The following is a 26,466-nucleotide window of genomic DNA, read 5'->3' as shown; positions in this document are numbered from 1 at the left end:
GGGATAGATGCCCATGTCGGGCGCAACGATCTCGACCTACGCCAGTCTCCACGATGTGGAGCTCTGCGCCCACGCCGCGGCGGGCGAGCGGCGCGCCTTCGGGGAGCTGGTGCGTCGTCACGGCTCTGCGATCCGGGGCCTGCTGCGTCGGATGGGCGCCCAGGGCGCCGAAGCCGACGATGTCGCCCAGGACGCGCTGCTGGCCGCGTTCGAGCGGATCTCCGAGTTCCGCGGGGAGGGGACCTTCGCGGGCTGGGTCAAACGCATCGCGGCGCGGCAGTATCTGCGCCGCCTGCAGCGCGAGAAGCGGCTCGCCGAACTGGCGGTCGAAGGAACCGATGAAGAGGCCGACGCCACGGCCGGAGACGCCGACCACCGCATCGATCTGGACGAGGCCCTGAAGGTCCTCAGCCCGGCCGAGCGGCTCTGCGTGTCGATGTGCTACGGCGCGGGTCTTTCTCATGGGGAGGCGGCTGAGGCCTTGAACCTGCCGCTTGGAACGGTCAAATCCCATGTCAAACGTGGTTTGGAAAAGCTCCGAGCGCGACTGGCGCCGGCCAAGGAAGCCGGCGACTCTGGCGCAACTGTTGAAGGGAGGCGGAGCAATGGCTGAACTCGATTTCGAGCGGCGTCTGGAACGCCTCTTCATGGACGCGCCGGAACTTCCGGACGCGGCCGCATTCGCCCAGCGGATCGAAAGCAAGCTGGACCGCGGCTGGAACTTGCGCCGCTGGCTGATCGGGGCTGCAGGCCTCACCGGCGGCGTGATCGGCGCCAGCCAGCTGTTCATGTCCAATCTCTTCGAGCGGGTCGAGACCGCCGAACAGTCGGCCCGACTGGTCGGTCAGGGCCTTTCGCGCGTTTCACCCTCGACCGACATGGTGTCGGCCCTTTCGGGCGGCTATGGCGTGTGGATCGCCGTCGCCCTGGCGGCGGTGGCCATGTTCTACTTCGCGTCGCGGCTGATCGAGGAAATGTAGTTTGTCCAGCCATCGGGAAGCGCCCGTCCGTCGTGTCGCCGCGCCGGACATCCTCGCGCGCAAGGGCGGGACGCCCATCGTCTGCCTGACCGCCTACACTGCCCCGATGGCCGATCTGCTGGACGAGCACTGCGACCTGCTGCTGGTCGGCGACAGCGTCGGCATGGTGATCCACGGCCTGCCCAACACCGTGGGCGTCACCCTCGACATGATGATCCTCCACGGCCAGGCGGTCATGCGCGGGTCGCGCCGCGCCATGGTCGTGGTCGACCTGCCGTTCGGCAGCTACGAAGGCTCGGCCGAGGTCGCCTACGACAACGCCGCCCGCGTCATGAAGGAAACCGGCTGCAGCGCCGTGAAGGTCGAGGCCGGCCCCACGGTGGCGGCCAATATCGAGTACATGGTCCGCCGCGGCATCCCGGTGATGGGCCACGTGGGCCTGAGGCCCCAGGCGGTCATGGTCGAGGGCGGCTTCAAGGCCAAGGGCAAGGGCGGCGAGGAACGCCGCCTGATCCTGGAGGAGGCGCGCGCCGCCGCCGACGCCGGCGCCTTCGCCGTGGTGGTCGAAGGCGTGGCCGAGGGCCTGGCCCGCGAGATCACCCAGGACATCGCCGTCCCCACCATCGGCATCGGCGCCTCGGCCGGCTGTGACGGCCAGATCCTGGTCACCGACGACATGCTGGGCCTGTTCGACTGGACCCCCAAGTTCGTCCGCCGCTACGGCGACATCCGCGGCGAGATCGCCAAGGCCGTCGCGGCCTACGCCGAAGACGTGCGCAACCGCACCTTCCCGGGTCCCGCCGAAATCTACTTCGCCAAGGCGGGGTAGGGCTCCCGAAGCCCTGAACCCCCCTCATCCCATACCCCTGAACCACATGGCCAGGCCTGTCCCGGCCACCCAGATACGAGGCGCTGGCCGCAGGGCGCACCGCATCCCCGCCCGCGCTCCATCACCAACCCTGAGAACGTCATGGCCGGGCCTGTCCCGGCCATGACGTTCAAAGAAAAGTTGGAAGCGAGGCGCGCTTCTAAGACCGTTTTTGTCGTAGGGGCGTGTTCCACTCCCGACCATGCCCGGCGAGACGCCCGACATCTTCGAGGAAGACCAGCTGCTGGCCCGCGCGGCCCGCATGGACTTCGCCTTCGCCGAGCGCCTCCACAACAAGGCGCTCGCCACCGAAGAGGTGGCCGAACTCTCCGACCTGGCCCGCGCCTACACCCGGCTCACCCGTTCACTCCGCCAGACGCTCGCCCTGCTCAGCAAGCTGAGGGCCGACCGCGCCATGGCCGAACGCGAGGCGCCGCGCCGTTCCGCACGAGATCTCCATGACCAGGCCATCGATGAGCGCACCGCGCTGGTGCAGGACGCCGTCGAGCGGGTGATCTCCGCCGCCGCGGATGGCGACGAGACGCTCCACACCGACTGGTGTCACCGCTTCGACCGCGAAGTCGATGACTGGACCGAGAAGCCCGACTGGATCGTCGACGACGTCGACGCCGTCATCCGCCGCGTCTGCAAGGCCCTGGGCCTCCCCGACGACTACGCCCAACGCTGGCGGGATCTGCCGGACCCCACCTTCTTCCCCGACCCCGAACCCGCCACACCCGAAGACATCGCCGCCGCCAACGCCGCCGCCCGCGCCTTCACCGCCGGCCTGCAAGCGACGGCCCCGGACTACACCCCGGCGCGTCCCGCGAAACCGCCCTGGCGCCCCTCCGGCTGACGCGCCGCCCGCGCGAAGCGCCCTCGACATCGAACCACGGACCATCACCGACCATCACCGACACCCACGCGGCTCCGTCCGTGCTGGTCCGCGATGGTCCGTGGTTCCGCGCGAAGCGCCTTCTTCGAACCACGAACCACACGAACCACACGAACGCTCCAGGTCCACCTCCGAGCGCGCGGACGCATGTTCGTGGGGTTCGTGTGGTTCGTGGTTGAATCCAAACAGCGCCTGCGGCGCGCACAGCGTCACCGGCCCAGCCCCCTCCGCGTGCTTTCCGCGGTTCAACCCCCGCTTCGAACCTTTTTCGTACGCCCCAATTGACCGCCCCTGCGGCTCGACGGCTCGCAGGCTTGAGGCAGGGCGGCGCGCACTATAGGTTCCGCCCCTCGTTTTGAGACTTTGCGCCGCCCGGAGCCCCCGTACGTGACCGATCTATTCGAAGAGGTCGAAGAGCAGCTTCGCTCCGACCGCTACAAGCAGCTCGCCCAAAAGGCGCTGCCCTGGGCCGGGGGGCTCGTCGCGGCCGTGCTTTTGGCGTTCCTCGGCTACTGGGGCTACGACACCTGGCGCACCAACCAGACCAGCAAGGCCTCCGAGCAGTACGCCGCGGCCATGGAATCGTTCGGTCAGGGCGACCGCGACGGCGCCCGCAAGCTGTGGACCGAGATCTCCAAGTCGCAGGCCTCGGCCTACAAGGCGCTCTCGATGATGCATCTGGCGGCCTATGAATTCGACGCCAAGAAGACCGTCGAAGGCGTCAAGCTGCTGGACGAGGCGGCGAAGGTGGCGTCCGACCCGGTGATCGCCGACGCCGCGCGCCTCAAATCCGCCTTGGCGCTCCTGGACACGGCTCCTCGTACCGAGCTGGAGGGGCGCTTGAAGCCGCTGATGGAAGAAGGTCGTCCGTACCGGGTCCAGGCGCGCGAAGCGCTGGCCTTCGTGAAGCTGCGCGCGGGCGACACCGCCGGCGCCCGCGGCGACTTCGTGCTGATCTCGCAGTCGCTGGACGCCGCCCAGGGCGCCCAGGCGCGGGCCCAGGCGGCGATCGCGCTGATCGACTCCGGGTCGGCGAAGCAACTGGCCAGCGTGGTCAGCACGGCCATCGCGCTGCCCCCGCAGTTGCCGATGGATCCGTCGGCGCTGCTGGGCCCGCCTCCCGGCGCGGCCGGGCCGCAACCCGAGGCGGGCGCGCCCCAATGATCCGTCGCAACACGATCCTGGCCGCCGTCGCGGTGGCCGCGCTGGGCATGGCCGGCTGCTCGACCGTCAGCCGCCTGAACCCCTTCGACAAGAAGGACGAGGCTCCGTCGGAGCTGGCCGGCGAAGGCCAGCGCATCTCGATCATCGCCGCCGACCAGGTGCTGGAGCCGGCGGAAGCGCTTAAGGGCGTCGATTTCGCCCTGCCCACGCCGGTGAAGCTCGAATCCTGGCCGCTGCCGGGCGGTACGCCTGAACAGTCGGCGGGCTCGGTCGACGCCGCCCCGAACCTGGACATCGCGTGGCGCAAGAACTTCGGCCAGGCCAACAAGCGCGGCCGTTACGTGACCGCCCCGCCGATCGCCGCCGACGGCAAGGTGTTCGCCATGGACGCCGACGGCCGCGTCGTGGCCATGGACGCCCGCACGGGCTCGCAGATCTGGCGCACCAGCACCAACCCCGGCGACAACAAGCGTGACAAGCTGGGCTTCGGCGGCGGCATCGCCTACGCTGACGGCAAGATCTACGCGGCCTCGGGGCACCGCCAGGTTCTCCAGATCGACGCCAAGACCGGTGCGGTCGGCTGGCGCACCAAGACCAGCGAGCCCATTCACGGCGCCCCCACCGTCTCGGGGGGCCGGGTGTTCGCGGTGGCGCTGGACAACACGCTGCTGACCTTCGACACGGCCACCGGCGCCCCGTCGTGGAACTATCAGGCGCTATCGGAGACGGCCCGCATCCTATCGGCGTCGAGCCCGGCCGTGTCGGGCGACACCGTAGTGGCGGCGTTCGGCTCGGGCGAACTGGTGGCCCTGCGCACGTCCAACGGCAACGACCTCTGGAACGAGGCCCTGTCTCGGGCCAGCCGCACCAGCGCACTGTCCGAGATCCGCGACATCCCGGGCCGCCCGGTGATCTACCAGGGCGACGTCTTCGCGGTCAGCCACTCGGGCGTCTTCGCCGCGACCGACCTGCGCACGGGCCAGGCCCGCTGGAGCCTGCCGGTCGTGGGCGTCACCGCCCCGATGCCGGCCGGCGACGTGGTTTATGTGGTCTCGAAGAACGGCGAGGTGATCTGCGCCAGCCGTGAGAGCGGCCAGATCTACTGGATGAAGAACCTCAACGAGGGCTTCAAGGCCAAGAAGAAGGGCGGGGTCTTCGGGCTTGGCGGCCAGAAGCAGAACCGGCCGATCTGGTCCAGCCCGCTGCTGGCCGGCGAGCGCCTGCTGATGGTCGGCCAGACGGGCGAACTCGTCGCCCTGAACGCCAAGACCGGCGAGGTCATCAAGCGCCTCAGCCTGAAGGGTGCTTCGACCATCGCCCCGATCGCCATGGGCGACATGGTCTATGTGATTACGCAGGAGGCGGACCTGATCGCGATTCGCTGATCAGGACGCTACAAGGGGCCCATGGCGCTTAAGATCGCGATCGTCGGGCGACCGAATGTCGGCAAATCCACGCTGTTCAACCGGCTGGCGGGCAAGAAGCTCGCCATCGTGGATGACCAGCCAGGGGTGACCCGTGACCGCCGCTTCGGGACGGGCCGCCTCGGCGACCTCGACCTGGACCTGATCGACACCGCGGGCTTCGAGGACGTCACCGACGAGAGCCTGGAGGCGCGCATGCGCGCCCAGACCGAGCTCGCGGTCGACGAGGCCGACATCTCGATCTTCGTGGTCGACGCCCGCGAGGGTGTGACGCCCGCCGACGAGATCTTCGCCGACGTTCTGCGCCGGAAGGGCAAGCCGGTCGTGCTGGCCGCCAACAAGTCCGAGAGCAAGGCCTCGGAGAGCGGCGTGCTGGAGGCCTTCGGTCTGGGCCTGGGCGAGCCGATCCCGATCTCGGCCGAGCACGGCGAGGGCATGGCCGACCTCTACGCCGCGGTCGCCGTCTACGCCATCGAAGACGAGGACGACGAGGCGGACGCCGCCGACAAGCCGATCAGCATCGCCATCGTCGGGCGGCCGAACGCAGGCAAGTCCACGCTGGTCAACGCCCTGATCGGCGAGGACCGGCTGCTCGTGGGCCCCGAAGCCGGGATCACCCGCGACGCCATCCCCGTCGATTGGACCTGGGACGATCGCGCCATCCGTCTGGTCGATACGGCTGGGTTAAGACGCAAGGCCAGGGTTCAGGAAAAGCTGGAGAAACTCTCCACGCACGACTCCATCCGCGCGATCACCTTCGCCGAGGTGGTGATCCTGGTGATGGACGCGACCCACCCGTTCGAGATCCAGGACCTGCAGATCGCCGACCTGGTCGAGCGCGAAGGCCGCGCCCTGGTGTTCTGCCTGGCCAAGTGGGACCTGGTCGAGGACCCTGGCGCCAAGCTGGCCGAGTTCATCGAGGAGGCGACCCGGCTGTTGCCCCAGGTGAAGGGCTCGCCCGTGGTGGCGCTCTCCGCCGAGACGGGCAAGGGCCTGGACCGGCTGATGCCCGCGGTGATCAAGGCGCACGGCGACTGGGCGACCAAGGTCAAGACGCGCGATCTCAACGACTGGCTGCGCATGGCCACCGAACGCCACCCGCCGCCGGCCGTGAACGGCCGCCGCGTGAAGCCCAAGTACATGGCGCAGATCAAGGCCCGGCCGCCCACGTTCGTGCTGTTCGCCAGCCGCGCCGACCAGCTGCCCGACCACTACCGCCGCTATCTGATCAACTCGATCCGCGAGAGCTTCGACCTGCCGGGCGTGCCGATCCGCCTGACCGTGCGCTCGAACAAGAACCCCTACGCCGAAGGCGAGGCCAAGAGCGGGCCGGGCCCCGCCAAGACCGCGCCGACCTCTCGCAAGACCGGCATGGTGGCCAAGGCCCGCAAGGAGGCCGCCGAGAAGGCGCGTGCCGGCGCCGAGGGCAAGGCCAAGGGTCCGAAGAAGCCGCGTAAGGTGAAGGACGGCGCGCCGCGCGGCCGCGCCGCCAAGCTGCTGCGCCCGGGCGTCAAGCCGAAGCGAGCGTCCCGGCCTGCTTCCAGTTCTCGAAAACCACGCTAGCGGTCGGCAGGCCCAGGTCGGCCTGGGCCAACTCGACGATCAGCGGGCCGATCTCGGACGGATCCGGCAGGCCGCTCGGATCCTCGCCGGGCATGGCCTCGGCGCGCATGCGGGTGCGCATCACGCTGGGGTCCAGCAGCACCGCGCGGACCTTGGTCTGCTCCAGCTCGTCGGCCCAGGTGCGCACCAGATGCTCCAGGCCGGCCTTGGTCACGCCGTAGGGCCCCCAGAACGCCTTCGGCCGGATCGCCCGGCCACTGGTCAGGAAGATGGCCCGAGGCCGCTCTGAGGCGCGCAGCAGCGGCTCGCACGACCGAATCAGTCGGAAGGTGGCCGTAAGGTTCACCGCAACCACCCGGTCCCACTGCTTCGGATCCACATGGAACACCGGCGTCATCGGTCCCAGCATCGCCGCGGCGTGCACCAGCACGTCCAGACGGCCGAACCGCTGGTGGATCGCCAGGCCCAGTTGGTCCAGCCCGTCGCCTTCGGCGCCGATGTCCATGGGGACCAGCGTGGCCGACTGACCGGTGAGCCTGCGGATCTCGTCGTCCAGCTCTTCGAGGGCGCCCTGGGTGCGGGCCACGGCGACAACGTGCGCGCCGGCCTCGGCCAGCGCGAGCGCGGCGGCGCGACCGATACCCCGGCTGGCGCCGGTGACGAGGGCGATGTGATCTTTGAGCGGCGTAGACATGAGGCGGGCTCTCTAGCCCGTCTGGACGCCATTGTCAGGCGGGGGCGTGTCCGGCCGTTGGGCGTAGCGTTGCGCCAGCGCCGCACAGGCCATCAGCTGGATCTGGTGGAAGACCATCAGCGGGATCATGGCTACCCCCGCCACGGCTGGCGTCAGCAGCGCGGCCGCGATGGGCGCGCCGCTGGCCAGCGACTTCTTCGAGCCGCAGAAAACGATCGCGATCTGGTCTTCCTTGGAGAAGCCCAGCGCCCGCGCCGCGAGCGCGGTGATCGCCAGCACGGCCGCCAGCAACACGCAGCACAACACCAGCAGCCGAACGAGGTCCAACGCGCCCAGCCGGCTCCACACGCCCTCCACGACGGCGCTGGAGAAGGCCACGTAAACGATCAGCACGATCGTGCCGCGATCCAGCAGGCCCAGCTGCTTGTTCCGCCGCGCCACGAACTCGCCGACCCACGGCCGCGCCGCCTGGCCCAGGGCGAACGGGACGAGCAGCTGCACGATGATGATCGTGAAGGCGCTGGGGTTCACCGCGCCTTCGGTGTGCATCAGCAGTCCGGCCAGCAACGGTGTCAGGAACACGCCGATCAGGTTCGAGGCCGAGGCCGAGGCGACGGCGGCGGCCACATTGCCGCGCGCGATGCCGACGAAGGCGATGGAGCTTTGGATGGTGGACGGCAGGCAGCCCAGCAGGATCAGCCCGGCCGCCAGCTCTGGCGGCGTGATCCACGCCGGCAGGAGAGTCATCCCGACGGTCAGCGCCGGGAAGAGGACGAAGGTGGCCGCCAGGATCGTCAGGTGCAGCCGCCAGTGCACGATCCCGCGGATCACGGCCTCGCGCGGCAGCCGCGCGCCATGCAGGAAGAACACGACCGCGATGGCCACCTTGGTCAGGCCGCCCAGCCAGACAGCCGCTTCGCCCCGCGCAGGGAGGACCGAGGCCAGGACCCCGGCGCCGATGATGAAGATCAGATACCAGTCGGGCTTGATCCGCCCGATCAGGTTCACGCGTCGACCAGGAACGAGAGCTGTCGCTCGACCAGCTCGTTGCGGCCTTGAGCGATTTCCTTGTCCAGCAGACGTGTCGGATAGTCGCCGGTGAAGTAGTGGTCGGTGAACTGCGGATGAGCCGCGTTGCGCTCACCGGCCTCCATGGCCCAGTACAGCCCGTCGACCGACAGGTAGCCCATCGAATCCACGTCCAACAGCTTCGCGATCTCCTCCACGCTGTGGTTCGCGGCCAACAGCTTCTCGCGGTCCGGCATATCGATGCCGTAGTAGTCGGGCCACTGGATCGGCGGCGAGGCCGAGCGCAGGTGGACCTCGGCGGCCCCGGCCTCGCGAACCATCTTCACCACGCGGACCGAGTTCGTGCCGCGAACGATGGAATCGTCCACCAGCAGCACCTTCTTGCCCGCCAGCACGGCGCGGTTCGGCGCCAGCTTCATGCGCACGCCCAGCTCGCGTTCGCCCTGGGTGGGCTGGATGAAGGTGCGGCCGACATAGTGGTTGCGGATGATGCCCATCTCGAAGGGCAGGCCGGCCTCCTGGGCGAAGCCGAGGGCCGCGGGCACGCCCGAGTCGGGGACCGGGACCACAACGTCGACGTCGGCGGGCGTTTCCTGCGCCAGCCGGCGGCCCATGCGCTTGCGAACCTCGTAGACCGAGCGGCCATTCACCACCGAGTCGGGACGGGCGAAATAGACGTACTCGAAGATACAGGGGCGGGCCTGCTGCGCCGGGAAGGGCCGAAAGCTGCGCAGGCCCTTGTCGTCGGCCACGACCATCTCGCCATGCTCGACGTCGCGGACGAAGGTGGCCCCGATCATGTCCAGGGCGCAGGTCTCGGACGCGAAGACGGCCTTGCCCTTCAGGTCGCCCAGCACCAGCGGCCGGATGCCCAGCGGGTCGCGGACGCCGATCAGCTTCTTGTTGGTCATCGCGACCAGGGCGTAGCCGCCCTCGATCTGCTGCAGCGCCTCGGTGAAGCGGTCGAGGAATTTCGGCCGCCGGGAGCGGGCGATCAGGTGCAGGATTGCTTCGGAGTCCGACGTGGACTGGAAGATCGAACCTTCCTGGACCAGCTGTTCGCGCAGCGTGTGGAAGTTCGTGAGGTTGCCGTTGTGGGCGAGGGCGATGCCGCCCGCCTCGAGATCGGCGAACATGGGCTGGACGTTGCGGATGAAACTGCCGCCGGCGGTGGAGTATCGCGTGTGGCCGATGGCGACGCGGCCGGGCAGGCGCTTGTTGAGGTCGCCGCCGCCGAAGGCGTCGCCCACGTACCCCATGTGCCGCTCGGTATGGTACCGCTGGCCGTCGAACGAGGCGATGCCGCAGGCCTCCTGGCCTCGGTGCTGCAAGGCGTGCAGGCCCAGGGCCGTGATCCCGGAGGCTTCCGGGGTGTCATAAATCCCGAACACCCCGCATTCGAGGCGCGGAGAATCATCATCGGGATCGCGCGCTGGTTGGCGCCAGCGCTCGTTCACCTGGCTCATCGGGATCGCTCCGGACGCTCGGCAGCTGCGGGTTCGCGCGCCTCGTACCTGTCTGTCGTCGTTCTGTCACCTGACGCTTCGCCGACCGCGCGGTCCAGCGCTGGTTTCAGGCGCCCTGCGAAATCCAATCCTTGGGGCGTGAGCTTCAGGATCAGACCGCCCATGCTGGAGGCCAGCGGCCACGTCTGGGCGCCGGTTATCCAGCGCGGGCGCAGGTCTTCCGGGGTGGCTGCGGTGAACATGAGGAAAAGCGCGCCCAGAACGATGAGGCCCCGCCCCAGGCCGATAAGCAGGCCCAGCGACCGGTCGAGGAAGCCCAGCATCTGGGTGTTCTGGACCTGGCGGGCGATCGCCGCGCCGATAAGCCGCAGGGCCACGAAGGCCACGCCGAACACCAGCACCAGGGACGCCGCGGTGCCCAGCCAACCCGGCTTGATCACTTCGCGCACCATCGGGCCGAACACGGGCAGTCCGAACAGCGCCAGCGCGGCCGCGGCGACCAGGGCCACCAGTGCGAACACCTCGCGCACGGCGCCGCGCACAAACCCCACCGCCGCCGAGATCAGCAGCAGACCCACGACGATGAAGTCGAACTGGGTCACGACTTGCCGCCCCAGTCTCCGTCGTGGATCCGCTGGACCGCGTCGGCCAGCCGGGCCACGCCCGTGAAGGTCAGGCCCCCGGTCGCTTCGTTGTCGGCGGGCCCGAAGGCGCGGCGGAAGCCGAGCTTGGCGGCCTCCTTCATGCGGGAATCCATACGGCTCACGGCGCGCACCTCGCCCGACAGGCTGATCTCGCCGAAAACCACGCAATCCTGCGGCAGCGCCACGTCGAAGGCGGAGGAGGCGAGGGCGGCGGCGGCGGCGAGGTCAGCGGCAGGCTCCGAGATGCGCAGGCCCCCTGCGACGTTCAGATAGACATCCTTGTCCCCGAACCCAAGGCCACACCGGGCCTCCAGCACCGCCAGGATCATCGCCAGGCGGCCCGAGTCCCAGCCCACCACGGCGCGGCGCGGCGTCCCATAGGCCGACGGCGCGACAAGCGCCTGGATCTCCACCAGCACCGGCCGCGATCCCTCAATGCCCGCGAAGACGGCCGCGCCGGCGGCCCGTTCGCCGGACGTGTTGAGGAACAGCGCGGAGGGATTCTTCACCTCGGCGAGCCCGGCGTCGCCCATCTCGAACACGCCGATCTCGTCGGTGGCGCCGAACCGGTTCTTGGCGCCGCGCAGGATGCGGAACGGATAGCCGCGCTCTCCCTCGAAGGCGAAGACCGCATCGACCATGTGCTCCACCACCCGAGGACCCGCGATCGTGCCCTCCTTGGTCACGTGGCCGACCAGGATGACCGCCACGCCGCGCTTCTTGGCCAGCCGCACCAGTTCGCCGGCCGCGGCGCGCACCTGGGTCACCGACCCGGGGCCGGCCTCGTGGGCGTCGCTCCACATGGTCTGGATGGAATCGATCACGACGAGGTCGAAGGGCTCAGCCTTCAACGCATCGACGATGATGCGCAGGCTGGTCTCGGCCGCCAGCTTCACCCGCGCGTCGCCCAGGCCCATGCGCTGGGCGCGGCTGCGCACCTGCTCGACCGCCTCTTCGCCCGAGATGTAGGCGCAGCGCGCGCCGCGCCGCGCCGCACTTGCCGCCACCTGGAGCAGGAGCGTCGACTTGCCCACGCCCGGGTCGCCGCCGACGAGGATGGCCGAACCCGGCACGACGCCGCCGCCGCAGACCCGGTCCCATTCCTCGACGCCCGTCGCGATGCGGGGCGGAGCGGGCGTCGACTCGTCCAGGCCTTCGAAGGCCAGGTGGCGCGACTTGGTGGCCTTGGTCGGCTTCATCGCGCCGGGCGCACGGCTGCTCTGCTCCTCGACCAGCGTGTTCCACGCGCCGCAGGCCGGGCACTGCCCGGACCAGCGCGTCTGCACGGCGCCGCAGGACTGACAGGCATACACGGCGCCGTCGCGGGCCATGAGGTCTCCAGGTGATTCGAATGCGAGCTAAGTCTAGCCGACCGCGGGGGGCGGGTCTGTGCGATGGCTTGTGGTCGCGTGTCGCTCAGATAGGGTCGGGTGTCGGGGACGCGAAGCCAACGTCGGTCTGGGAGAGAAAACAATGAGCGTGGTGGAGCCGGGTTCGGCAGGCGCGGGTCTCGTGCAGCGGGTGAAAGACATCCTCCTCAAGCCTGCAGCGACCTGGGATGTGATCGACGGCGAGCGGCCTACGGTCGGCAGCCTCTACACGGGCTACATCATGCCTCTGGCGGCGATCCCGGCCATCGCCCAGGTGATCGGCATGACCGTCTTCGGCGCCGGCGCGTTCGGCATCGTCGTGAAATGGTCGCCTGTCACCGCCGTGGTGCAGGGCCTGCTAATGTACGTCCTGTCGCTGGCGATGGTGCACGTGCTGGCGCTGATCATCGACGGCCTGGCCCCGTCGTTCGGTGGAACCAAGGACCAGAACCAGGCTCTGAAGGTCGCGGCCTATTCCTACACCGCCGGCTGGGTGGCGGGCGTCTTCTCGATCTTTCCCGCGCTCTCGATACTCGGGCTCGTGGGCCTTTACAGCCTGTTCCTGCTCTACGTGGGCCTACCCAAGCTGATGAAGGCGCCCCAGGACAAGGCGCTGCCTTATACCGGCGTCGTGATCCTCGTGGCCATCGTGATCGGCATCGTTGTCATGATGGTGCTGGGCTCGGTCGCGACGCTGACCGGCGCCGGCCGTGGAGTGATGGATGGGGCGCAGGTCAGTGGCACCATGAAGCTGCCGGGCGGCGAAGGCTCGGTCGACCTGGGCAAGCTGCAGGCGGCCGCCAAGGCGATCGAGAATAGCGAGGCGGTGACGGCCACCGACCCTGACTCGCTGAAGGCCTATCTGCCCGCCAGCGTCGCCGGCTTCACCCGCACCGAGGTCAGCGCTTCCAGCGCATCCGCCGCGGGTATCGAGGGCTCGCAGGCCGAGGCGCAGTACACCCGCGGCGAGTCGAACCTGAAGCTGCAGGTCACCGACATCGGCCAGGCCGGCGCGTTGGCCAGCATCGCTGGCGCCGTGAACATGAAATCGTCCAAGGAGACGGCCACCGGATACGAGAAGACCGGAGTGGTCGATGGCCGCATGACGCAGGAGAGCTACGACCGCCAGGCGAAGAGCGGCGAGTACAGCGTTCTCGTCGGCGAGCGCTTCATGGTCGAGGCCAGTGGCAACGGCGTGACCATGGACGAGCTGAAGGCCGCGGTGGAGGCCGTGGGAATTTCGCGGCTCGAGGCGGCGGCCAAGACCAAGGGCTAGGCGCCCAGATAGATCCGCTCGGCCCGGGTGCTTAGCCGGCAGAGCACCTCGTGGGCCACGGTCCCGGCGGCGGCGGCCAGATCGTCCAGCAGGGCGTGCGGGCCCACGAGTTCGACCGGATCGCCGACGGCGGCTCGGCCGTCGCCCAGGTCGATCACCAGCAGGTCCATGTTCACAGCCAGCAGCGGGCGCAGCGCGCCTGCGGCCCACGCATGCCCCTTGCCCATCGCGCCACGGATCACGCCATCGGCGTAGCCAGCGCCCACGACCGCGATGCGCATCGGGCGGGTGGCCGTGTAGGCGTTCGCGTAGCTGACGCGATCTCCCGGCTGCAGGTTGCGGATGTCGAGGATCGGCGCGGTGAGCGTCGCCACCGCCTTGAGCCTTGAATCGGCTCGCTCCTCGGGCCCGCCGCCCAACAGGCTGATGCCCGCGCGGACCATGTCGCAGGCATAGTCCGTGCCCATGAAGGCGCCGGCTGAGGCCGCCAGGCTCGCGCGGACGCCGGAGAACATCGCCCGGGCCTCGCGGAAGCGCCTCAGTTGCTGCGGATTGCGCGCTTCTTCCGGCTCGGTGGCGGAACCTAGGTGGCTGACCAGTAGGCGCACGTCTAAGGTTCGCAGGCCGCCGGGCGCGCCCAGCAGGGCGGCGGTCTCGTCCAGCGTCAGGCCTTGGCGGTTCATGCCCGTGTCGACCTGAAGCGCCGCCTCGTAGCGTCCGCGCGCCGCGGCGAGGGCCAACGCAGCGTGGGCCTGGGGCAGGGTGGCGATGACCGGGGTCAACCGCGCGGCGTCGAAGCGCTCGGCCGTGCGCGGCAGAAGGCCGTCCAGGACGTAGATCGTGGCGTCCCGATCGCCCAGGTCGGCGCGCAACGCCTCACCCTCGCTCAGACGGGCGACGAAGAAGGTGCGCGTCCCTTCCGTCCAGAGCCGCCGGGCGAGGGGGCCAGCGCCCAGTCCATAGCCGTCAGCCTTCACGACGGCGGCCACCTCCGCGCCCGCAGCTGCCTGGGCGATGGCCGCACGGTTGTGCGCCAGGGCGTCGAGGTCGATCGTGAGTCGGGCGCGGTCGGGCGACGTCATCTCCGCCTAATGCGGATCGTAGCGGCTCGTGTCACGCGCCAGATTGCCGAACTTGGTCGTATCGGAGTTGAACGACAGTCTCACCGTGCCGATGGGGCCGTGACGCTGCTTGCCGATGATGAGTTCGGCCAGGCCCTTCACCTCGTCCATCTTGGTCTGCCAGTCGAAGTGCTCCTGCGTGTTCTCGCGGGGCTCCAGGCGGCTCAGGTAGTACTCCTCGCGGTACACGAACATCACCATGTCGGCGTCCTGCTCGATCGAACCGGACTCCCGCAGGTCGGACAGTTGGGGCTTCTTGTCCTCGCGGTTCTCGACCTGGCGGCTGAGCTGTGAGAGCGCCAGCACCGGCACCGCAAGTTCCTTGGCCAAGGCCTTGAGACCTTGGGTGATCATCGAGACTTCCTGCACCCGGTTCTCCGGCCCGCCGGCGCCCGTCGTGATGAGCTGGAGGTAGTCGACGATGATCAGGTCCAGGCCCACCATTCGCTTCAGCCGCCGCGCCCGGGCGACGAGTTTGGCCAGGGTGATGCCGCCGGTGGCGTCGATGTAGAGCGGCGCCTCCTGAATCTCGAGCGCCGCGTCGCGAATGCGGCCGAACTCCATGGCGTCGATCTCGCCCTTGCGAAGACGGTCGCCCGACACGCCCGAGGCCTCGGCCAGCAGGCGCATGGCCAGCTGCTCAGCCGACATTTCGAGCGAGAAGAACGCCACGACCCCGCCCGAGACGGTCTTTCTCGAGCCGTCCGGTTGCGGCTCCCAGGCGTAGTGGCGGGCGACGTCGAAGGCGATGTTGCAGGCCAGCGAGGTCTTCCCCATCGAGGGGCGGGCGGCCAGGATCATCAGGTCCGACGGGTGCATGCCGCCGATCTTCTGGTCGAGGTCGGCCAGGCCTGTGGAGAGGCCGGCCAGACCGCCGTCGCGGCTGTGGGCCTCGGCGGCCATGGCCACCGCGCCACGCAGCGCGTCGGCGAAGTTGACGAAGCCCGACGAGACGCCGCCGGTCTCCGCCAGCTGATAGAGCTGTTGCTCAGCGGCTTCGATCTGGTCCCGCGCGTCCAGATCGGCGTCGCTCTGCTGGGCCGTTGTCGCAATGTCGCCGCCGATCCGGATCAGGTCGCGGCGCAGCGCCAGGTCGTAGACGGCGTTGGCGTAGTCCGGGGCGTTGGCCGCAGGCGGGGCCCGGTTGACGAGGTCGGCAAGGTAGCGGACGCCGCCCAGTTCCTCGAACGCGGGATCGCGGCTGAACTGCTCGGCCAGCAGGATCGGCTCGGCCAGCTGGCCCTTGCGGATGTTGGTCTCAATCGCGGCGTACAGGCGCTGGTGAAACGGCTCGTAGAAGTGCCGCGCCTGCAGGTGGTCGCCCAGACGCTCGAACGCGGCGTTGTCATACAGCAGCGCCCCCAGCAGCGCCTGCTCAGCCTCGACGTTCGCCGGCGCGCGCGCCATCGGGACGTCGGAATTCACGGGACGCAGATCGAGAGCCGGGACGAGAGCCATGGGGTATCGTTAGCGGTCGCAAGCGTCGGGATCACGGCGTGGCCGGGCACAATTCGATGCCCGTCCACACACATTTTCAGCCTGTGGATAAAGCTGCGCCATGCGGTCGCACTCCAACGGAAAACGGCGCGGACTCATCGCCCGCGCCGCCGTCAGATTCGGACGTCGGTAGGTCCGACTAGAAGCTCACTGAAACCCGACCGTAGACGTAGCGGCCCGAGCGGCCGAACGGGGAGTAGTTGGAGAACGGCGTGTTGGACGTGCTGTTCAGCAGCGGGGGCAGCTTCGTGGGATACTCGTCGAAGACGTTGTCCGCCCCCACCGTCAGCCGCACGTTCTCGACCACGTTCCAACGGGCTTCCAGGTCGATCAGGACTGCGGAGTCGAGCGTGATGTCGAGGGCCTGGGTGGTGCCCGGGACCAGGACGCTGCCGTAGCGGGTGGCCCGCACGGTGGCGCCGAAGGCGTCCTTCGACCAGTCGATCGAGCCGGTGAACTTCGAGTCTGGCGAACCTTCCTCGAAGGTCAGCACGTTCACGCGGTCGAACAGGATCGGGGCCGGGTTGAGGGCCGCAAGCTGGGGCGTCGCCGGCACCTTGGTCACCTTGGTGCTGTTGAAGTTCGCGCCCAGGGTGAAGGCGAACTGCCCCATCTCTTCGGTCGTCACCTTGTAGTTGGCGATGATGTCGACCCCCTTGGTGGTGGTGTCGACGCCGTTGATGAAGAAGCGGCCGCCGCCGATGCCGATGAAGCCCTGGGCCGTCAGGAAGGCCCGGACGTTCGCCGCGGTCAGGTTCTCGGACAGCACGATGCGGTCGTCGACCTCGATCCGGTAGCCGTCGATGGTCAGGCTGAACGCGCCCGACCGGAAGACGACGCCGGCGGCGTAGCTGATCGACTCTTCGGCGTCCAGCGGCTGGGCCCCCAGGGCGCGGGCGACCGGGTCGGTGGCCGGGAAGGTCGTGATGTCGAACGGGACGCCGTTGATGAAGTTGGTCGAAGTGGTCGCGAAGTACTGCTGCTGCAGCGAGGGTGCGCGGAAGCCGTTCTGGATCGAGCCGCGGATGGCGAAGGCGTCGTTGACATCGTAGCGCAGCGCAACCTTGCCGGTGACCGTCTCACCGAAGTCCGAGTAGTGCTCGAAGCGGATCGCGCCCGAGGCCAGCAGCTTCTCGGTGACGTTGGCTTCCAGATCGACGTAAGCGCCGACCGAGGTGCGGTGCTTGTCGACCTCGTTGGCCGGACGGAAACCCGGGAAGACCTGGGCGCCCGACGCGGTCGGCGCGCCGTTCAGCAGCGCGCCGCCGTTGCGGTACGAGTCGGGCTCGCCGGCGAAGATCTCATAGCCCTCGCGACGCAGCTCGACGCCGGCCGCCACGTTGAGCGGCGACGACAGGCCCACATCGAAGGTGCGCACGGCCGAGATGTTGCCGACCAGTTGATCGTACGCGAATCCGCCGGCGTCGAAGACCGTCTTGCTGGTCGGGCCCAGCGACCGGTTCAGCGTGTTGCGGATGGTGAAGTCCATCTTGTTGCGGCCGTAGACCAGCGAGGTGTCCATGTCCCACTCGCCCAACTTCCATTCGACGCCGCCGGCCACCGACAGATCGGTCACCTCGGGGTTGATCAGGGGCAGGAAGCCATCGGGGTAGATCGCCGTGATGTTCCGATCGTCAAGGGCGCGACGGAAGAAGCCGGCCGAGAGCGAGTCGCGGTTCTGGTAGCTGGCCCAGCCGTACAGCTTGGTGGTGTCGGACACGTCGTAGCCGGCGTTGGCGAAGATGGTCCACTGCTCGAGGTCGGGTTCGCCGAACCAGGCGTTGTAGCGATTGAACGTGGCCTCGCGCGGGTCGAACGCGCCCGTCGCCGAATACTGCCGGCGCCAGTCGGGCGCGGTTCGGATCGTCTTCTTCTGGTCGAGGTATTCCGCCCCGACCGTGAAGTGGCCGGCTTCGCCGAGCGGCAGGCCGACCCAGCCGTTCAGGTTGATCGTCTCGCCGTCATGGCGGGTGTAGTTGGCCTTGTCGGCGACGGTGTAGTTCGCGCCGGCCGGCGGTGCGTCCACCAGAGTCTTCACGCGCGTCAGGCGTTCGCCGTAGCTGGCGGTGATATTGCCGCCCTCGCGGGCCTCGCGCAGGCGCACGTTGATCACGCCGGCGATGGCGTCCGAGCCGTACTGGGCCGAGGCGCCGTCCCGCAGCACTTCGATCGACTGCACCATGGACGAGGGGATGGTGTTCATATCGACGGCGGACGAGCCGCGGCCGATCGTGCCGTTGATGTTGACCAGCGAGGCCGAGTGGCGACGCTTGGAGTTGACCAGGACCAGGGTCTGATCGGGGGCCAGACCCCGCAGGGTCGCCGGGCGGATGGTGTCGGTGCCGTCGGCGAGGCCGGGACGGGGGAAATTGAACGAGGGCAGGGCGACCGAGAGCGCCTGGTTCACCTCGGTGATCCCGGACTTGGTCAGTTCGGCGCCGCCGATGACATCGACGGGCGCAGCCGTCTGCAGCGCCGAGCGGTTGGCGACGCGGGTGCCGGTGACGATGACTTCGCCGACCTCGGACTCGGAGGCCTGGGCGTAGGCCGTGTCGACGGCCAGCAGGCTCGCGACGGAGGCCGCGGCAAAGAGTAGGTGACGTTGGCGCATATAGCTCCCCTGGAGTGGCGGCCGGGTGGTGCAGTCCCCGGGCCTCGATCAGGTGAAGCTAGGAAGCCTCGGTTTTGACGGAAATGACAATATTGCAACAGCGCAAAACAAACGGCGCGGAACCAGGGGTTCCGCGCCGTCAGTCGTCTCGTGCCGTCAGGACCCCTTAGGAGTCGTAGCCGGACATCTCGTGCGAGCCAGCACCGCCTTCGAGCATGTCGGCGGCAGCCAGTTCGGCGGCCTCCCGCTCTTCCTCGAACTGGGCGTTGATCACGTTCTCGCCGCGCGCCTGGCGCTCGGCTTCGTCCTGGCTGCGCGCGATGTTCAGAGTGACGGTGATCGTCACTTCCGAGTGCAGGCGCACCTTCACTTCGTGCAGGCCGAGCGTCTTGATCGGCTTGTCCAGCACGACCATCGAGCGTTCGATCTTGCCGCCTTCGGCGTTCACCGCATCGGCCACGTCGCGACCCGCAACCGAACCGTAGAGCTGACCGCTCTCGCCGGCCTGGCGGATCATGACGTAGGACGTGCCGTCCAGCTTTTCGCCGGCCTTGCCGGCGGCTTCCTTGGCCTTCGCGTTGCGAACTTCGATCTCGGCGCGCTGCGCCTCGAACACCTTGAGGTTCGCCGCGTTGGCGCGAAGCGCTTTCTGGCGGGGCAGCAGGAAGTTGCGGGCGTAGCCGTCCTTCACGGTGACGACGTCACCCAGGACGCCCCAGCCTTCGAGCCGTTCGAGCAGAATGACTTTCATCTGAGCCTCTCCCTTACTTCACGACGTAGGGGAGCAGCGCCAGGAAGCGGGCGCGCTTGATGGCCTTGGCCAGCTCGCGTTGCTTCTTGGCGGAGACCGCGGTGATGCGGCTCGGCACGATCTTGCCGCGCTCGGAGACGTAGCGCTGGAGCAGCTTCACGTCCTTGTAGTCGATCTTCGGGGCGTTGGCGCCGGAGAACGGGCAGACCTTGCGGCGGCGGAAGAACGGACGGCGAGCGCCACCCGCGGAAGCGCCGGCGGCAGGGGCCGTGGAGGTTTCGTCAGTCATGTGATGAGCCTCCCTTTCTTAGAATTGCGGGGCGTCGTCGCGGCGTTCGCGGTCGCGATCGCGGCGGGCGAGGATCGGCGAAAGCTCGAGATCGAGCTCATCGACGCGAACGGTCATGTAGCGCAGCACGTCTTCGTTGATCGACAGCTGGCGTTCCATTTCCTTCACGATGTCGGCCGGGGCGTCGATCGCGAGCAGGGAATAGTGACCCTTGCGGTTCTTCTTGATCCGGTAGGTGAGGTTGCGAAGGCCCCAGTACTCGATCTTCGCGACGTTGCCGCCGCCTTCCTCGATGAGGTGCTTCAGCTGATCGTTGAGGGCTTCGGCCTGTTGCGGCGAGATATCCTGCCGCGAGATAACGACGTGCTCGTAGAGCGCCATGTTTTCCTTCTTCCGTTGTGGAAGGCGGCGCGGCCGGCAAGCGGAAGTCCGCCGGCTACGATGGATCCCAGGCCACGAGTGATTTCGCGAGGGACCGCCTTCCGTGAAGAGGCGCGCTCATAGGGGAAAAGGACCGAATGAGCAAGGCGTTTCGCCACTTGCTGCAACAGCGGCGCGCCGCAATCGTGACAGTGCGTGGGAGGATTCGAAATGCGCTTCTGGCCGGCCGTCGCTTTGGCGGGACTTGTTCTGGCCGGTGCGACGCCGGCTCTCGCCGAACCCTCGCCTCGCGCCTTGGACCTCGCAAGACGCTATGCCCGGGCGATCAACTTCGAGGCGCAGATGGCGGCCATCATGGACAATATGGTGCCCGCGATGGTGGAGCAAAAGCTGCGTGAGAAGGGGGAGACGCTACCAACGGAAATGAAGGCGGCGATCGGGAAGGTCGGTGCGTCTACCGCACGCGAAATCTCTCCGCGGATGCTCGACGCGATGATCCCGGTCATCGCGGAAGTCTTCACCGAGGCCGAAATGCAGGCGGCGATCGAGTACTACGAGAGCCCGCTTGGTCGGTCGCTGTTGGCAAAGACGCCAATCTTCACTGCGCGGCTCGCGCCCACCCTGACGGCCCTCACCCCCGAAATCGAGAAAGCGTTCGAAACGAACCTCTGCCGCGAAATCGGGGGTTGCGAAGAGTAGCGGACTACTTCTTGGCCTTCCAGGCCTTCACGGCGCCCAGCGTCTCGCTCACGTGTTGGGTCGGGTTCATCTCGGAGTGCACGTGCAGGATCTGGCCCGAGGGCGAGATCACGTACGAGGTGCGGTTCGAGATGCCCGCCGGGAGGGTCGCGTCGTACTCCTTGGCGACCTTGGCGCCCGGGTCGGCGGCGACCGGGAACTTGCCCGAGCACTTGTCGGTTTCGGCCGAGATGCGCTGGAGCTGGTCCAGCTTGCCGGCGGTGACGCCGACCACCGTGGCGCCATTGGCCGCGAACTGGGGCATCGCGTCGGCGAACATCTTGGCTTCGATGTTGCACCCGGCGGTGTCGGCGGCCGGGAAGAAGTAGAGCACCACGGGCCCCTTCTTGCGGGCTTCGGCCAACGAGAAGGTCAGCGCCTTGCCGGCCTGGAAGCCCTGGAGGGTGAAGTCGGGCGCCTTGGCCCCTTCCTTCAGCGCGGCGAGAGCCGGGGTGGCGGCGAGCGCGGCGACGGCCGCGAGCAAGGCGAGACGGGTCATGGCTCGAAGATCCTTCGGTAGCGGCAGGCAGGGAGGTCTATCTCACCTACTCTAGAGAAAGGCTCAGTTGTAGTCGACGCTCACGGTGAGGATGCCCGAGTAGGATCCCACGGGGGTTGTCGGCGTGATCGAAAAGTTGCCCCCGACCGCGAAGTCGTAGGTCCCGGCGGCGCCCAGGTTTCCCGACAAACGGGGCGTGGCCTGGGCGTTGCTGGTGACGTTGACGCTCAACGTGTTCGCGTTGGAGGTCATCTGGATCGTCGTGGGAATGGTCAGCGACACCTGCTGCCCGCCTTCGCCCGAGATCGTGAAGGCGCCGCGCGTGGGCGCCGGCGTCGGATAGGCGAAGGCGTTGCCGCTCACGGTGCGGGCCCCGTTGCTGGGGTTGAGGCTGATCGTGCTGCTGCCGCCGGTCGGGAGCTGAATGCGGCCGAAGTTCAGGTCGCCGGTCTTGGCCAGCGACAGGGAGCGGTAGGCGGTGACCTTTCCCTTGTCGGCGTCGCCCGCCAGCGTCGCTCCGCCGGGATCGACCGCGTAGACATAGAAGCCATTCTCACCCAGGCCGCTAGGCAGGCCGGAGTCGTCGCCGGCCACGGGGAAATCGGCGCCCACGAAGAACGTCCTGACGGTATTGTTCCCCACGGGGGCCAGGGTGAACTGCAGCGGGTTGGAGCCTGTCGGGCCCGAAACCAGGCTGGCGGTGCCCATGCTGACGTTGAAGGCGGTGAACGCCCGCGCCCGCCCCGACAAGGTCCCGATCACGCCGACGCGCATCATGACGTTGTTGTTGATGCAGGCGTTGTCGACCCCACGGGACGGACGGCACGACACATCGACCTGCACTCGGGCGCTGCCGCCGGTGAGGCGACGGCCCGCGCCGCTGACCACGCTGACGGCGCCTGACGCGGGATCGACGCGGAAGACGGTGTCGCCGGTGACGGCGGCGCCGACCGAGCCCAGTTCCATCGGCCCGGTGACGTTGACCGTCCACGTCGCGGCGGCCGCCGCGAGGGGTAGCGCCCAGGCTGCGATCAGCGCGACGAGGAGGGGGCGGATCATCGCGGCCCGCCCTCGGCGGCGGCGACAGTCGTATCGGCCAGCGGCGGATCGAACCGCACCTGGACGACCGCGTCGGGCGCCATGTCCCCGTCGCCCTGGATGTCGATGGTCGCGCCGTCTTCCAGCCGCATGCGCAGCTTTGCGGCCTGGAGCGGATCCAGCTGGACGCGCCAGCCGCCGACCGGCACGGCATCGAACATCGCCGAGCCGTCGAACTCGGTGACGCTGTCGATGGGCGGCGAGCCCGGCCGCACCAACTGGACCCGCACCGAAGCCAGACCCACGCGCTGGCCGTCGTCGCGCAGCAGTTCGACCTTGACCATCACGCCGCCCGTAGGACGCATCGGATAGTCGACCCGCGCCGTGCGGCCCGGCCGCGGCCGCAGTTGGACCTTTGTCGGCGGCGCGGCGACCGAGGGGTTGTCCAGCTTCTCCAGGTTCACATCCATGTAGGCGGTGGGGCCGGCGCCGAGGCCGGTGACGAGGACGCGACCATCCCGCCCCGTGACCGCCCCGCGCGCCGCGCCGTCCAGGGCGACGTTGGGAGCCGGCGACTCGCTGGCCTGACGGATTCCGTCGCCGTTCTCGTCCAGGAAGGCGTTGAACAGCACCGAGCCGCCCGAGCCCGGTCCGGTGCGCAGGATATTGTATCGGCCGCGTTCGGGGTCGTAGCCCAGGCCAAAGCTCCATTGCGCAGCGACGCGCCAGTCCGCGTCGGTGTTGTCGTACTCGCCGGTCAGGGCGAAGTCGCCATAGCGCGTGGCGTAGATGCTCGACGCGACGACATTCCAGTCATGGGTGTTGTCCAACGGCTGGCCCACGCCGAATCGCAGCGACCATGTGTCGGACAGCCGCCGGTCGACCGTCAGGCTGAGGAAGCGCGCCTTGAAGTCGGGCAGGACATCGTAATCCAGCGAGGTTCGCACCTGCCATTTGTAGCTGCGGAACGTCGAGGCGGTGACGTAGCCCTTGAGCGTCTCGTCGGTCGCCGCCGGCCGCATGTGGCGACGCTCGTACTCCAGGCCGGCCGACAGCAGGACCGCGCCGATGCCCGACGAGGCCCGCGCGGCGGCGATCATGTCGTACGATCGGCCTTCGTAGTTGTTGGTCAGCACGCGCATCGAGACCGGAACGATGCGGCCGCGCAGGTTGACGTTGGAGTCCACGGTCAACTCGCTGCGGCGTTCGACGCGATAGCGGGCGTCGAAGGACAGGTTCGTCTCGTCGATGAAGCCGTCGCGGTACTCGGCGTGGCGCAGGACCGCCGAGAGCGGCCCGAACTGGCCGGCCGCGCCCACCGAGACGCCCGCGCCGCCGTCACCGTTCCAGGCGGCGTCCAGCTGGGTGGCCAATCCGAAGAGCGACGTGCGCCCCCCCAGGCTGTAGACGCCGAGCGCGCCGCCGCCTGGCTGGGGGATGCGCGCGGCGCCGGCCGTGAGGCTGATCAGGTCGGTCAGGCCGTAGTTCACAGACACCACAGCGCGGACGCCGTTGTTCGCAAACAGGGCCGGGTCGCCGATCAGCGGACGGCTCGTGCGGCGCGGCCGAAGCAGCGGCGTATCCTGCTCGACGATGCCGAACGCCATCTGCGCCTCGCCGCGCCGCAGCAGGGCGGCGCCGACATTCACGACCTGAATCTCTTCGAGACGCTCGCCGCGCGGCCCATAGGTCACCACGCGCACCACGTTGATGCCGGGCGAGAGCGGGATGTCCAGGAACTCGTAGCGGCCGTTGATGGCCTGGTTGGTGCTGTTGCGCAGCACGTCGTTCACATAGAGCTCGACGTCATAGCCGGGAGGAAGCTCGCCGCGCAGGTCGATCCGGTTGAAGACGCTGGTCTGCTCCAGGGGCGCGGTCGAGAAGGCGAAGCCGGCCCCGGCCACGCTGCGCGCGCCCATGGTGAGGGCCGGTGTGTAGACGTCGCCGGCGCTAACCTCGCGGGCCCGAAACGGCCCCAGCATGTCGCCCTCCAGCGAGCGTCGCTGGAGCATGACCCGGGCGTTGGTGGCGCGCCCTTCCTCGTCAGAACCAAGGTAGCCCTGAAGGTTCGACCAGAAGAGGTCGCCCGCGAAGCGCAGGTCGTAGCGGAACGTGCTGCTGTTGCCGCCCGATTGGAATCCGCCGTCCAGTACGACGTCGAGGCCCGGGGGGCTGAAGAAGGCATAGGGCTCGGCGACCTGCAGCGTCGCCTCGTTGTTCTGGCCCGGCTGTCCCTGGTCGGGCCGGCGCGCCTGGCGTTCCAGTCGGGCCTGGACGGGGAATTTCTCGGACGCCCGCATCCGCAGGGTCAGCTCGTCGTCGGCGACCTCGATGGTCAGGCCCAGCAGCTTCTGCACCACGGACGTCCGGATATAGATCTCGGTCGGCGTGACGGCGGCGTCGCGTTCGCCGATAGTGACGTCGCGGCCGCCGGCGCGGGCGACGCCCGCGTTCAGATCCACCAGCAGCGGCGTGCGCGCCTGGCCCAGGCGGCCGGTGATGCGTCGCTCGACCGGCGCCACGTCGATGTCGGCCTCAAGCAGGCGCGCGAGTTCCCCGACCGGGATCAGCGGGTCGCTGGCGAGGCCATAGGCGCCCAGGCCTTCCGTGAGGGTGACGCCGTCGATCGTCGCCGAGAACAGCAGCAGGCTGCCTGGATCGAGCGTGGCGTAGGTGCGGACCGCGGCCGGCGGCGAGGCAGGCGCGGGCTCGGCCGCCAGCGCGGGTGGTCCGAGCACAAGGAAAGCGGCCGCCAGGGGCGCCGCGCAGCTAGAGCGCGACCTTGGCAAGGACCTTCCCCGGTGACGTGTCGTCGTCCGTGAAGGTCACCTCCAGCCGCTCGCCGGGAGCCGGCGCTCGGCTAAGTGGGATCCGGACAGCCCGGCGTGCGACTTCAGGATAGACGCCGACCCCCCGCGCCACCCCAAGCGGCTCGGCGCCCTTCGGCGCGCCGGCCACACGCACTTCGAAATTGCCATACACAGAACTGGCGCCGCCCCTGACGATATCGAGGGCGACCACGGCGAACTTGCGGGCCGGCGTACGCCCGTCGCCGGGTGTATCGCCGTATTCCAGCCGCGCGCCTTCCAGCGTCGCGCCCACCTGGGCGTCGGCGGGGCGCACGATCAGCGGGATCGACAGGCCGTACACGGCGGTAATCTGAAAGCGCAGTTCGCTGGGCGCGCCGCCGGCGGCCGCGGACTCGGCTGTCACACCGGTGTCGGACGGCGGCAGTGTGGTGACCGTCAGGTGGCTGCGATGCTCGCCTGCTGCAGAATCCGGGAGGGTGGAGAGGCGGACGCGCACCGTCTGCGGGCGGCCTGGCTGCAGGGTCACCCTGCGGGGCGAGACCTGCAGGAGTTCGCGGGCCGACTTGAGCGCTGCGGCGGCGGCCTTCACATCGTCTCGTCTCTCCGCCTCGGTCACCGGGGCGATCTGGCCATCGGGCAACATCACGCGGTCGACGATCGCGATGTCCACGGTCACCGGACCCACGCCCTGGTTCAGCAGGTAGACGGTCCCGTTACGCCGGTTGCGGTCGAACGTCAGGCGCTTGGGTGTGATGTTGAGGAAGGCGCTGACCGAGGGCGCAGCCGCGACGGGCTGGGCGACCACGGGACCGGCCAGGGCGCTCGCCGACAGCGCGAGAGCCAGGGCGATGGCCGGACGCATCAGTTGTACTGGACCACGACCATGAGCGCCTGCGTCGAGGCGACCGCGGGATTCCGCGCCACGTCGATGCTGGCGGCGGCGCTGCCGGGCAGGTCGCCGCCGACGATCAGGCCGTCCAGGGACTGAAGCGCGTCAGGAGTGTAGCTGGTCCGCACGATGTAGCCGCGGCCCGGACCGGCGCTGACGACTTCGAAGCCTGTCGGCGCGGTCTCGCCCAATTCGTCCTGGCGCTGGATCACCAGGCGCGCATTGGCGGGCATCATCATCGCCATGCCCATGGATGGGATGCGGCCCACGAAGCGCGCGCCGTCGGCGGAGCCCGTGACGCTGGGCAACGCGGCCGGCCAGATCAGCCGCAGCATGGCCGGATCCAGGATTGTCGCCTGGGCCTGCGCGCGCGCGTCCGCGGCCACCGCGGGCGTGGCGGCGACGAACGCGACGGCGATGGCGGCGGCTCGGATCATGCCCGGGAAACCTGCAGGCCGGTTGACCGGCC

At 68.8% G+C, this 26,466-nt stretch carries 25 protein-coding genes; 9 read left to right on the top strand and 16 right to left on the bottom strand.

Annotated elements, in window-relative coordinates; translation table 11 throughout:
• Nucleotides 1–13: 13 nt before the first annotated feature.
• From ACQ66R_RS01950 to der, 7 genes are all read left to right on the top strand, one after another.
• On the top strand, nt 14–613 hold the full coding sequence (locus ACQ66R_RS01950) for an RNA polymerase sigma factor (protein ID WP_430418752.1): 600 nt from the start codon (nt 14–16) through the stop codon (nt 611–613).
• The gene (locus ACQ66R_RS01945) at nt 606–980 is read left to right on the top strand and encodes a hypothetical protein (protein WP_430418750.1); all 375 of its coding nucleotides are present in this window, start codon (nt 606–608) and stop codon (nt 978–980) included. The genes ACQ66R_RS01950 and ACQ66R_RS01945 overlap by 8 nt, the downstream gene beginning before the upstream one ends.
• A 1-nt stretch (nt 981) precedes the next feature.
• Complete coding sequence (panB, locus tag ACQ66R_RS01940; RefSeq protein WP_430418748.1) at nt 982–1,809, top strand: 3-methyl-2-oxobutanoate hydroxymethyltransferase; 828 nt, start codon at nt 982–984, stop codon at nt 1,807–1,809.
• A gap of 241 nt (nt 1,810–2,050) precedes the next feature.
• Nucleotides 2,051–2,704, top strand: coding sequence for a hypothetical protein (locus ACQ66R_RS01935; RefSeq protein WP_430418746.1), 654 nt, complete (start codon nt 2,051–2,053; stop codon nt 2,702–2,704).
• Between the two features lie 426 nt (nt 2,705–3,130).
• Nucleotides 3,131–3,907, top strand: coding sequence for a tetratricopeptide repeat protein (locus ACQ66R_RS01930; RefSeq protein ID WP_430418744.1), 777 nt, complete (start codon nt 3,131–3,133; stop codon nt 3,905–3,907).
• Complete coding sequence (locus ACQ66R_RS01925) at nt 3,904–5,292, top strand: PQQ-binding-like beta-propeller repeat protein (RefSeq protein WP_430418742.1); 1,389 nt, start codon at nt 3,904–3,906, stop codon at nt 5,290–5,292. Before ACQ66R_RS01930 ends, ACQ66R_RS01925 begins: the two co-directional genes overlap by 4 nt.
• Before the next feature lie 21 nt (nt 5,293–5,313).
• Complete coding sequence (gene der, locus ACQ66R_RS01920; protein ID WP_430418740.1) at nt 5,314–6,894, top strand: ribosome biogenesis GTPase Der; 1,581 nt, start codon at nt 5,314–5,316, stop codon at nt 6,892–6,894.
• Here the strand turns inward: der and ACQ66R_RS01915 are convergent.
• From ACQ66R_RS01915 to radA, 5 genes are read right to left on the bottom strand one after another with little or no spacing between them, the layout of a single operon-like run.
• A complete protein-coding gene (locus tag ACQ66R_RS01915) occupies nt 6,842–7,588 on the bottom strand; it encodes an SDR family NAD(P)-dependent oxidoreductase (RefSeq protein WP_430418738.1) in 747 nt (248 codons plus the stop codon). The two genes, der and ACQ66R_RS01915, sit on opposite strands and share 53 nt — an antisense overlap.
• Before the next feature lie 12 nt (nt 7,589–7,600).
• Nucleotides 7,601–8,596: a bile acid:sodium symporter family protein gene (locus ACQ66R_RS01910; protein ID WP_430418736.1), complete on the bottom strand. Its 996-nt coding sequence runs from the start codon at nt 8,594–8,596 to the stop codon at nt 7,601–7,603.
• Nucleotides 8,593–10,083, bottom strand: coding sequence for an amidophosphoribosyltransferase (purF, locus tag ACQ66R_RS01905; protein WP_430418734.1), 1,491 nt, complete (start codon nt 10,081–10,083; stop codon nt 8,593–8,595). Before purF ends, ACQ66R_RS01910 begins: the two co-directional genes overlap by 4 nt.
• Nucleotides 10,080–10,685: a CvpA family protein gene (locus ACQ66R_RS01900; RefSeq protein WP_430418732.1), complete on the bottom strand. Its 606-nt coding sequence runs from the start codon at nt 10,683–10,685 to the stop codon at nt 10,080–10,082. Before ACQ66R_RS01900 ends, purF begins: the two co-directional genes overlap by 4 nt.
• Nucleotides 10,682–12,058 (bottom strand): DNA repair protein RadA, encoded by a 1,377-nt coding sequence (radA, locus tag ACQ66R_RS01895; RefSeq protein WP_430418730.1) that lies wholly within the window; start codon nt 12,056–12,058, stop codon nt 10,682–10,684. Before radA ends, ACQ66R_RS01900 begins: the two co-directional genes overlap by 4 nt.
• Nucleotides 12,059–12,200: 142 nt before the next feature.
• Here radA and ACQ66R_RS01890 point away from each other — a divergent pair, with 142 nt between their 5' ends.
• On the top strand, nt 12,201–13,373 hold the full coding sequence (locus ACQ66R_RS01890; protein ID WP_430418728.1) for a Yip1 family protein: 1,173 nt from the start codon (nt 12,201–12,203) through the stop codon (nt 13,371–13,373).
• Here ACQ66R_RS01890 and alr read toward each other — a convergent pair.
• From alr to rpsF, 6 genes are all read right to left on the bottom strand, one after another.
• Nucleotides 13,370–14,455 (bottom strand): alanine racemase, encoded by a 1,086-nt coding sequence (alr, locus tag ACQ66R_RS01885; protein WP_430418726.1) that lies wholly within the window; start codon nt 14,453–14,455, stop codon nt 13,370–13,372. The two genes, ACQ66R_RS01890 and alr, sit on opposite strands and share 4 nt — an antisense overlap.
• Nucleotides 14,456–14,461: 6 nt before the next feature.
• The gene (locus ACQ66R_RS01880) at nt 14,462–15,952 is read right to left on the bottom strand and encodes a replicative DNA helicase (protein WP_430418724.1); all 1,491 of its coding nucleotides are present in this window, start codon (nt 15,950–15,952) and stop codon (nt 14,462–14,464) included.
• A gap of 178 nt (nt 15,953–16,130) precedes the next feature.
• Complete coding sequence (locus ACQ66R_RS01875) at nt 16,131–18,602, bottom strand: TonB-dependent receptor plug domain-containing protein (RefSeq protein WP_430418722.1); 2,472 nt, start codon at nt 18,600–18,602, stop codon at nt 16,131–16,133.
• Nucleotides 18,603–18,768: 166 nt separating this feature from the next.
• Entirely contained in the window at nt 18,769–19,353 is a 585-nt protein-coding gene (gene rplI, locus ACQ66R_RS01870) for a 50S ribosomal protein L9 (protein ID WP_430418721.1), read from the bottom strand.
• 13 nt (nt 19,354–19,366) lie between these two features.
• Complete coding sequence (gene rpsR, locus ACQ66R_RS01865) at nt 19,367–19,642, bottom strand: 30S ribosomal protein S18 (RefSeq protein WP_421935634.1); 276 nt, start codon at nt 19,640–19,642, stop codon at nt 19,367–19,369.
• An 18-nt stretch (nt 19,643–19,660) separates the two neighbouring features.
• Nucleotides 19,661–20,023, bottom strand: a complete 363-nt coding sequence (gene rpsF, locus ACQ66R_RS01860; RefSeq protein WP_293363437.1) for a 30S ribosomal protein S6 — start codon at nt 20,021–20,023, stop codon at nt 19,661–19,663.
• A gap of 210 nt (nt 20,024–20,233) precedes the next feature.
• Between rpsF and ACQ66R_RS01855 the strand changes: the two genes are divergently transcribed.
• The gene (locus ACQ66R_RS01855; protein ID WP_430418718.1) at nt 20,234–20,722 is read left to right on the top strand and encodes a DUF2059 domain-containing protein; all 489 of its coding nucleotides are present in this window, start codon (nt 20,234–20,236) and stop codon (nt 20,720–20,722) included.
• 4 nt (nt 20,723–20,726) lie between these two features.
• On the opposite strand, the gene ACQ66R_RS01850 is transcribed toward ACQ66R_RS01855, so the two are convergent.
• The 5 genes from ACQ66R_RS01850 to ACQ66R_RS01830 all read right to left on the bottom strand — a co-directional run bounded on the left by ACQ66R_RS01850 (nt 20,727) and on the right by ACQ66R_RS01830 (nt 26,434).
• Entirely contained in the window at nt 20,727–21,260 is a 534-nt protein-coding gene (locus ACQ66R_RS01850) for a peroxiredoxin (protein WP_430418716.1), read from the bottom strand.
• Between the two features lie 63 nt (nt 21,261–21,323).
• A complete protein-coding gene (locus ACQ66R_RS01845; RefSeq protein WP_430418714.1) occupies nt 21,324–22,319 on the bottom strand; it encodes a DUF4402 domain-containing protein in 996 nt (331 codons plus the stop codon).
• Nucleotides 22,316–25,036, bottom strand: a complete 2,721-nt coding sequence (locus ACQ66R_RS01840) for a hypothetical protein (RefSeq protein WP_430418712.1) — start codon at nt 25,034–25,036, stop codon at nt 22,316–22,318. The genes ACQ66R_RS01845 and ACQ66R_RS01840 overlap by 4 nt, the downstream gene beginning before the upstream one ends.
• A gap of 31 nt (nt 25,037–25,067) precedes the next feature.
• A complete protein-coding gene (locus ACQ66R_RS01835) occupies nt 25,068–25,970 on the bottom strand; it encodes a hypothetical protein (RefSeq protein ID WP_430418710.1) in 903 nt (300 codons plus the stop codon).
• Nucleotides 25,970–26,434, bottom strand: coding sequence for a hypothetical protein (locus tag ACQ66R_RS01830; protein WP_430418709.1), 465 nt, complete (start codon nt 26,432–26,434; stop codon nt 25,970–25,972). The genes ACQ66R_RS01835 and ACQ66R_RS01830 overlap by 1 nt, the downstream gene beginning before the upstream one ends.
• Nucleotides 26,435–26,466 lie beyond the last annotated feature (32 nt).

Origin of the sequence: Phenylobacterium sp. (assembly GCF_965284355.1) — a bacterium.
Taxonomy (GTDB): Bacteria; Pseudomonadota; Alphaproteobacteria; order Caulobacterales; family Caulobacteraceae; genus Phenylobacterium.
This window is presented reverse-complemented; position numbering and strand designations above follow the sequence as displayed.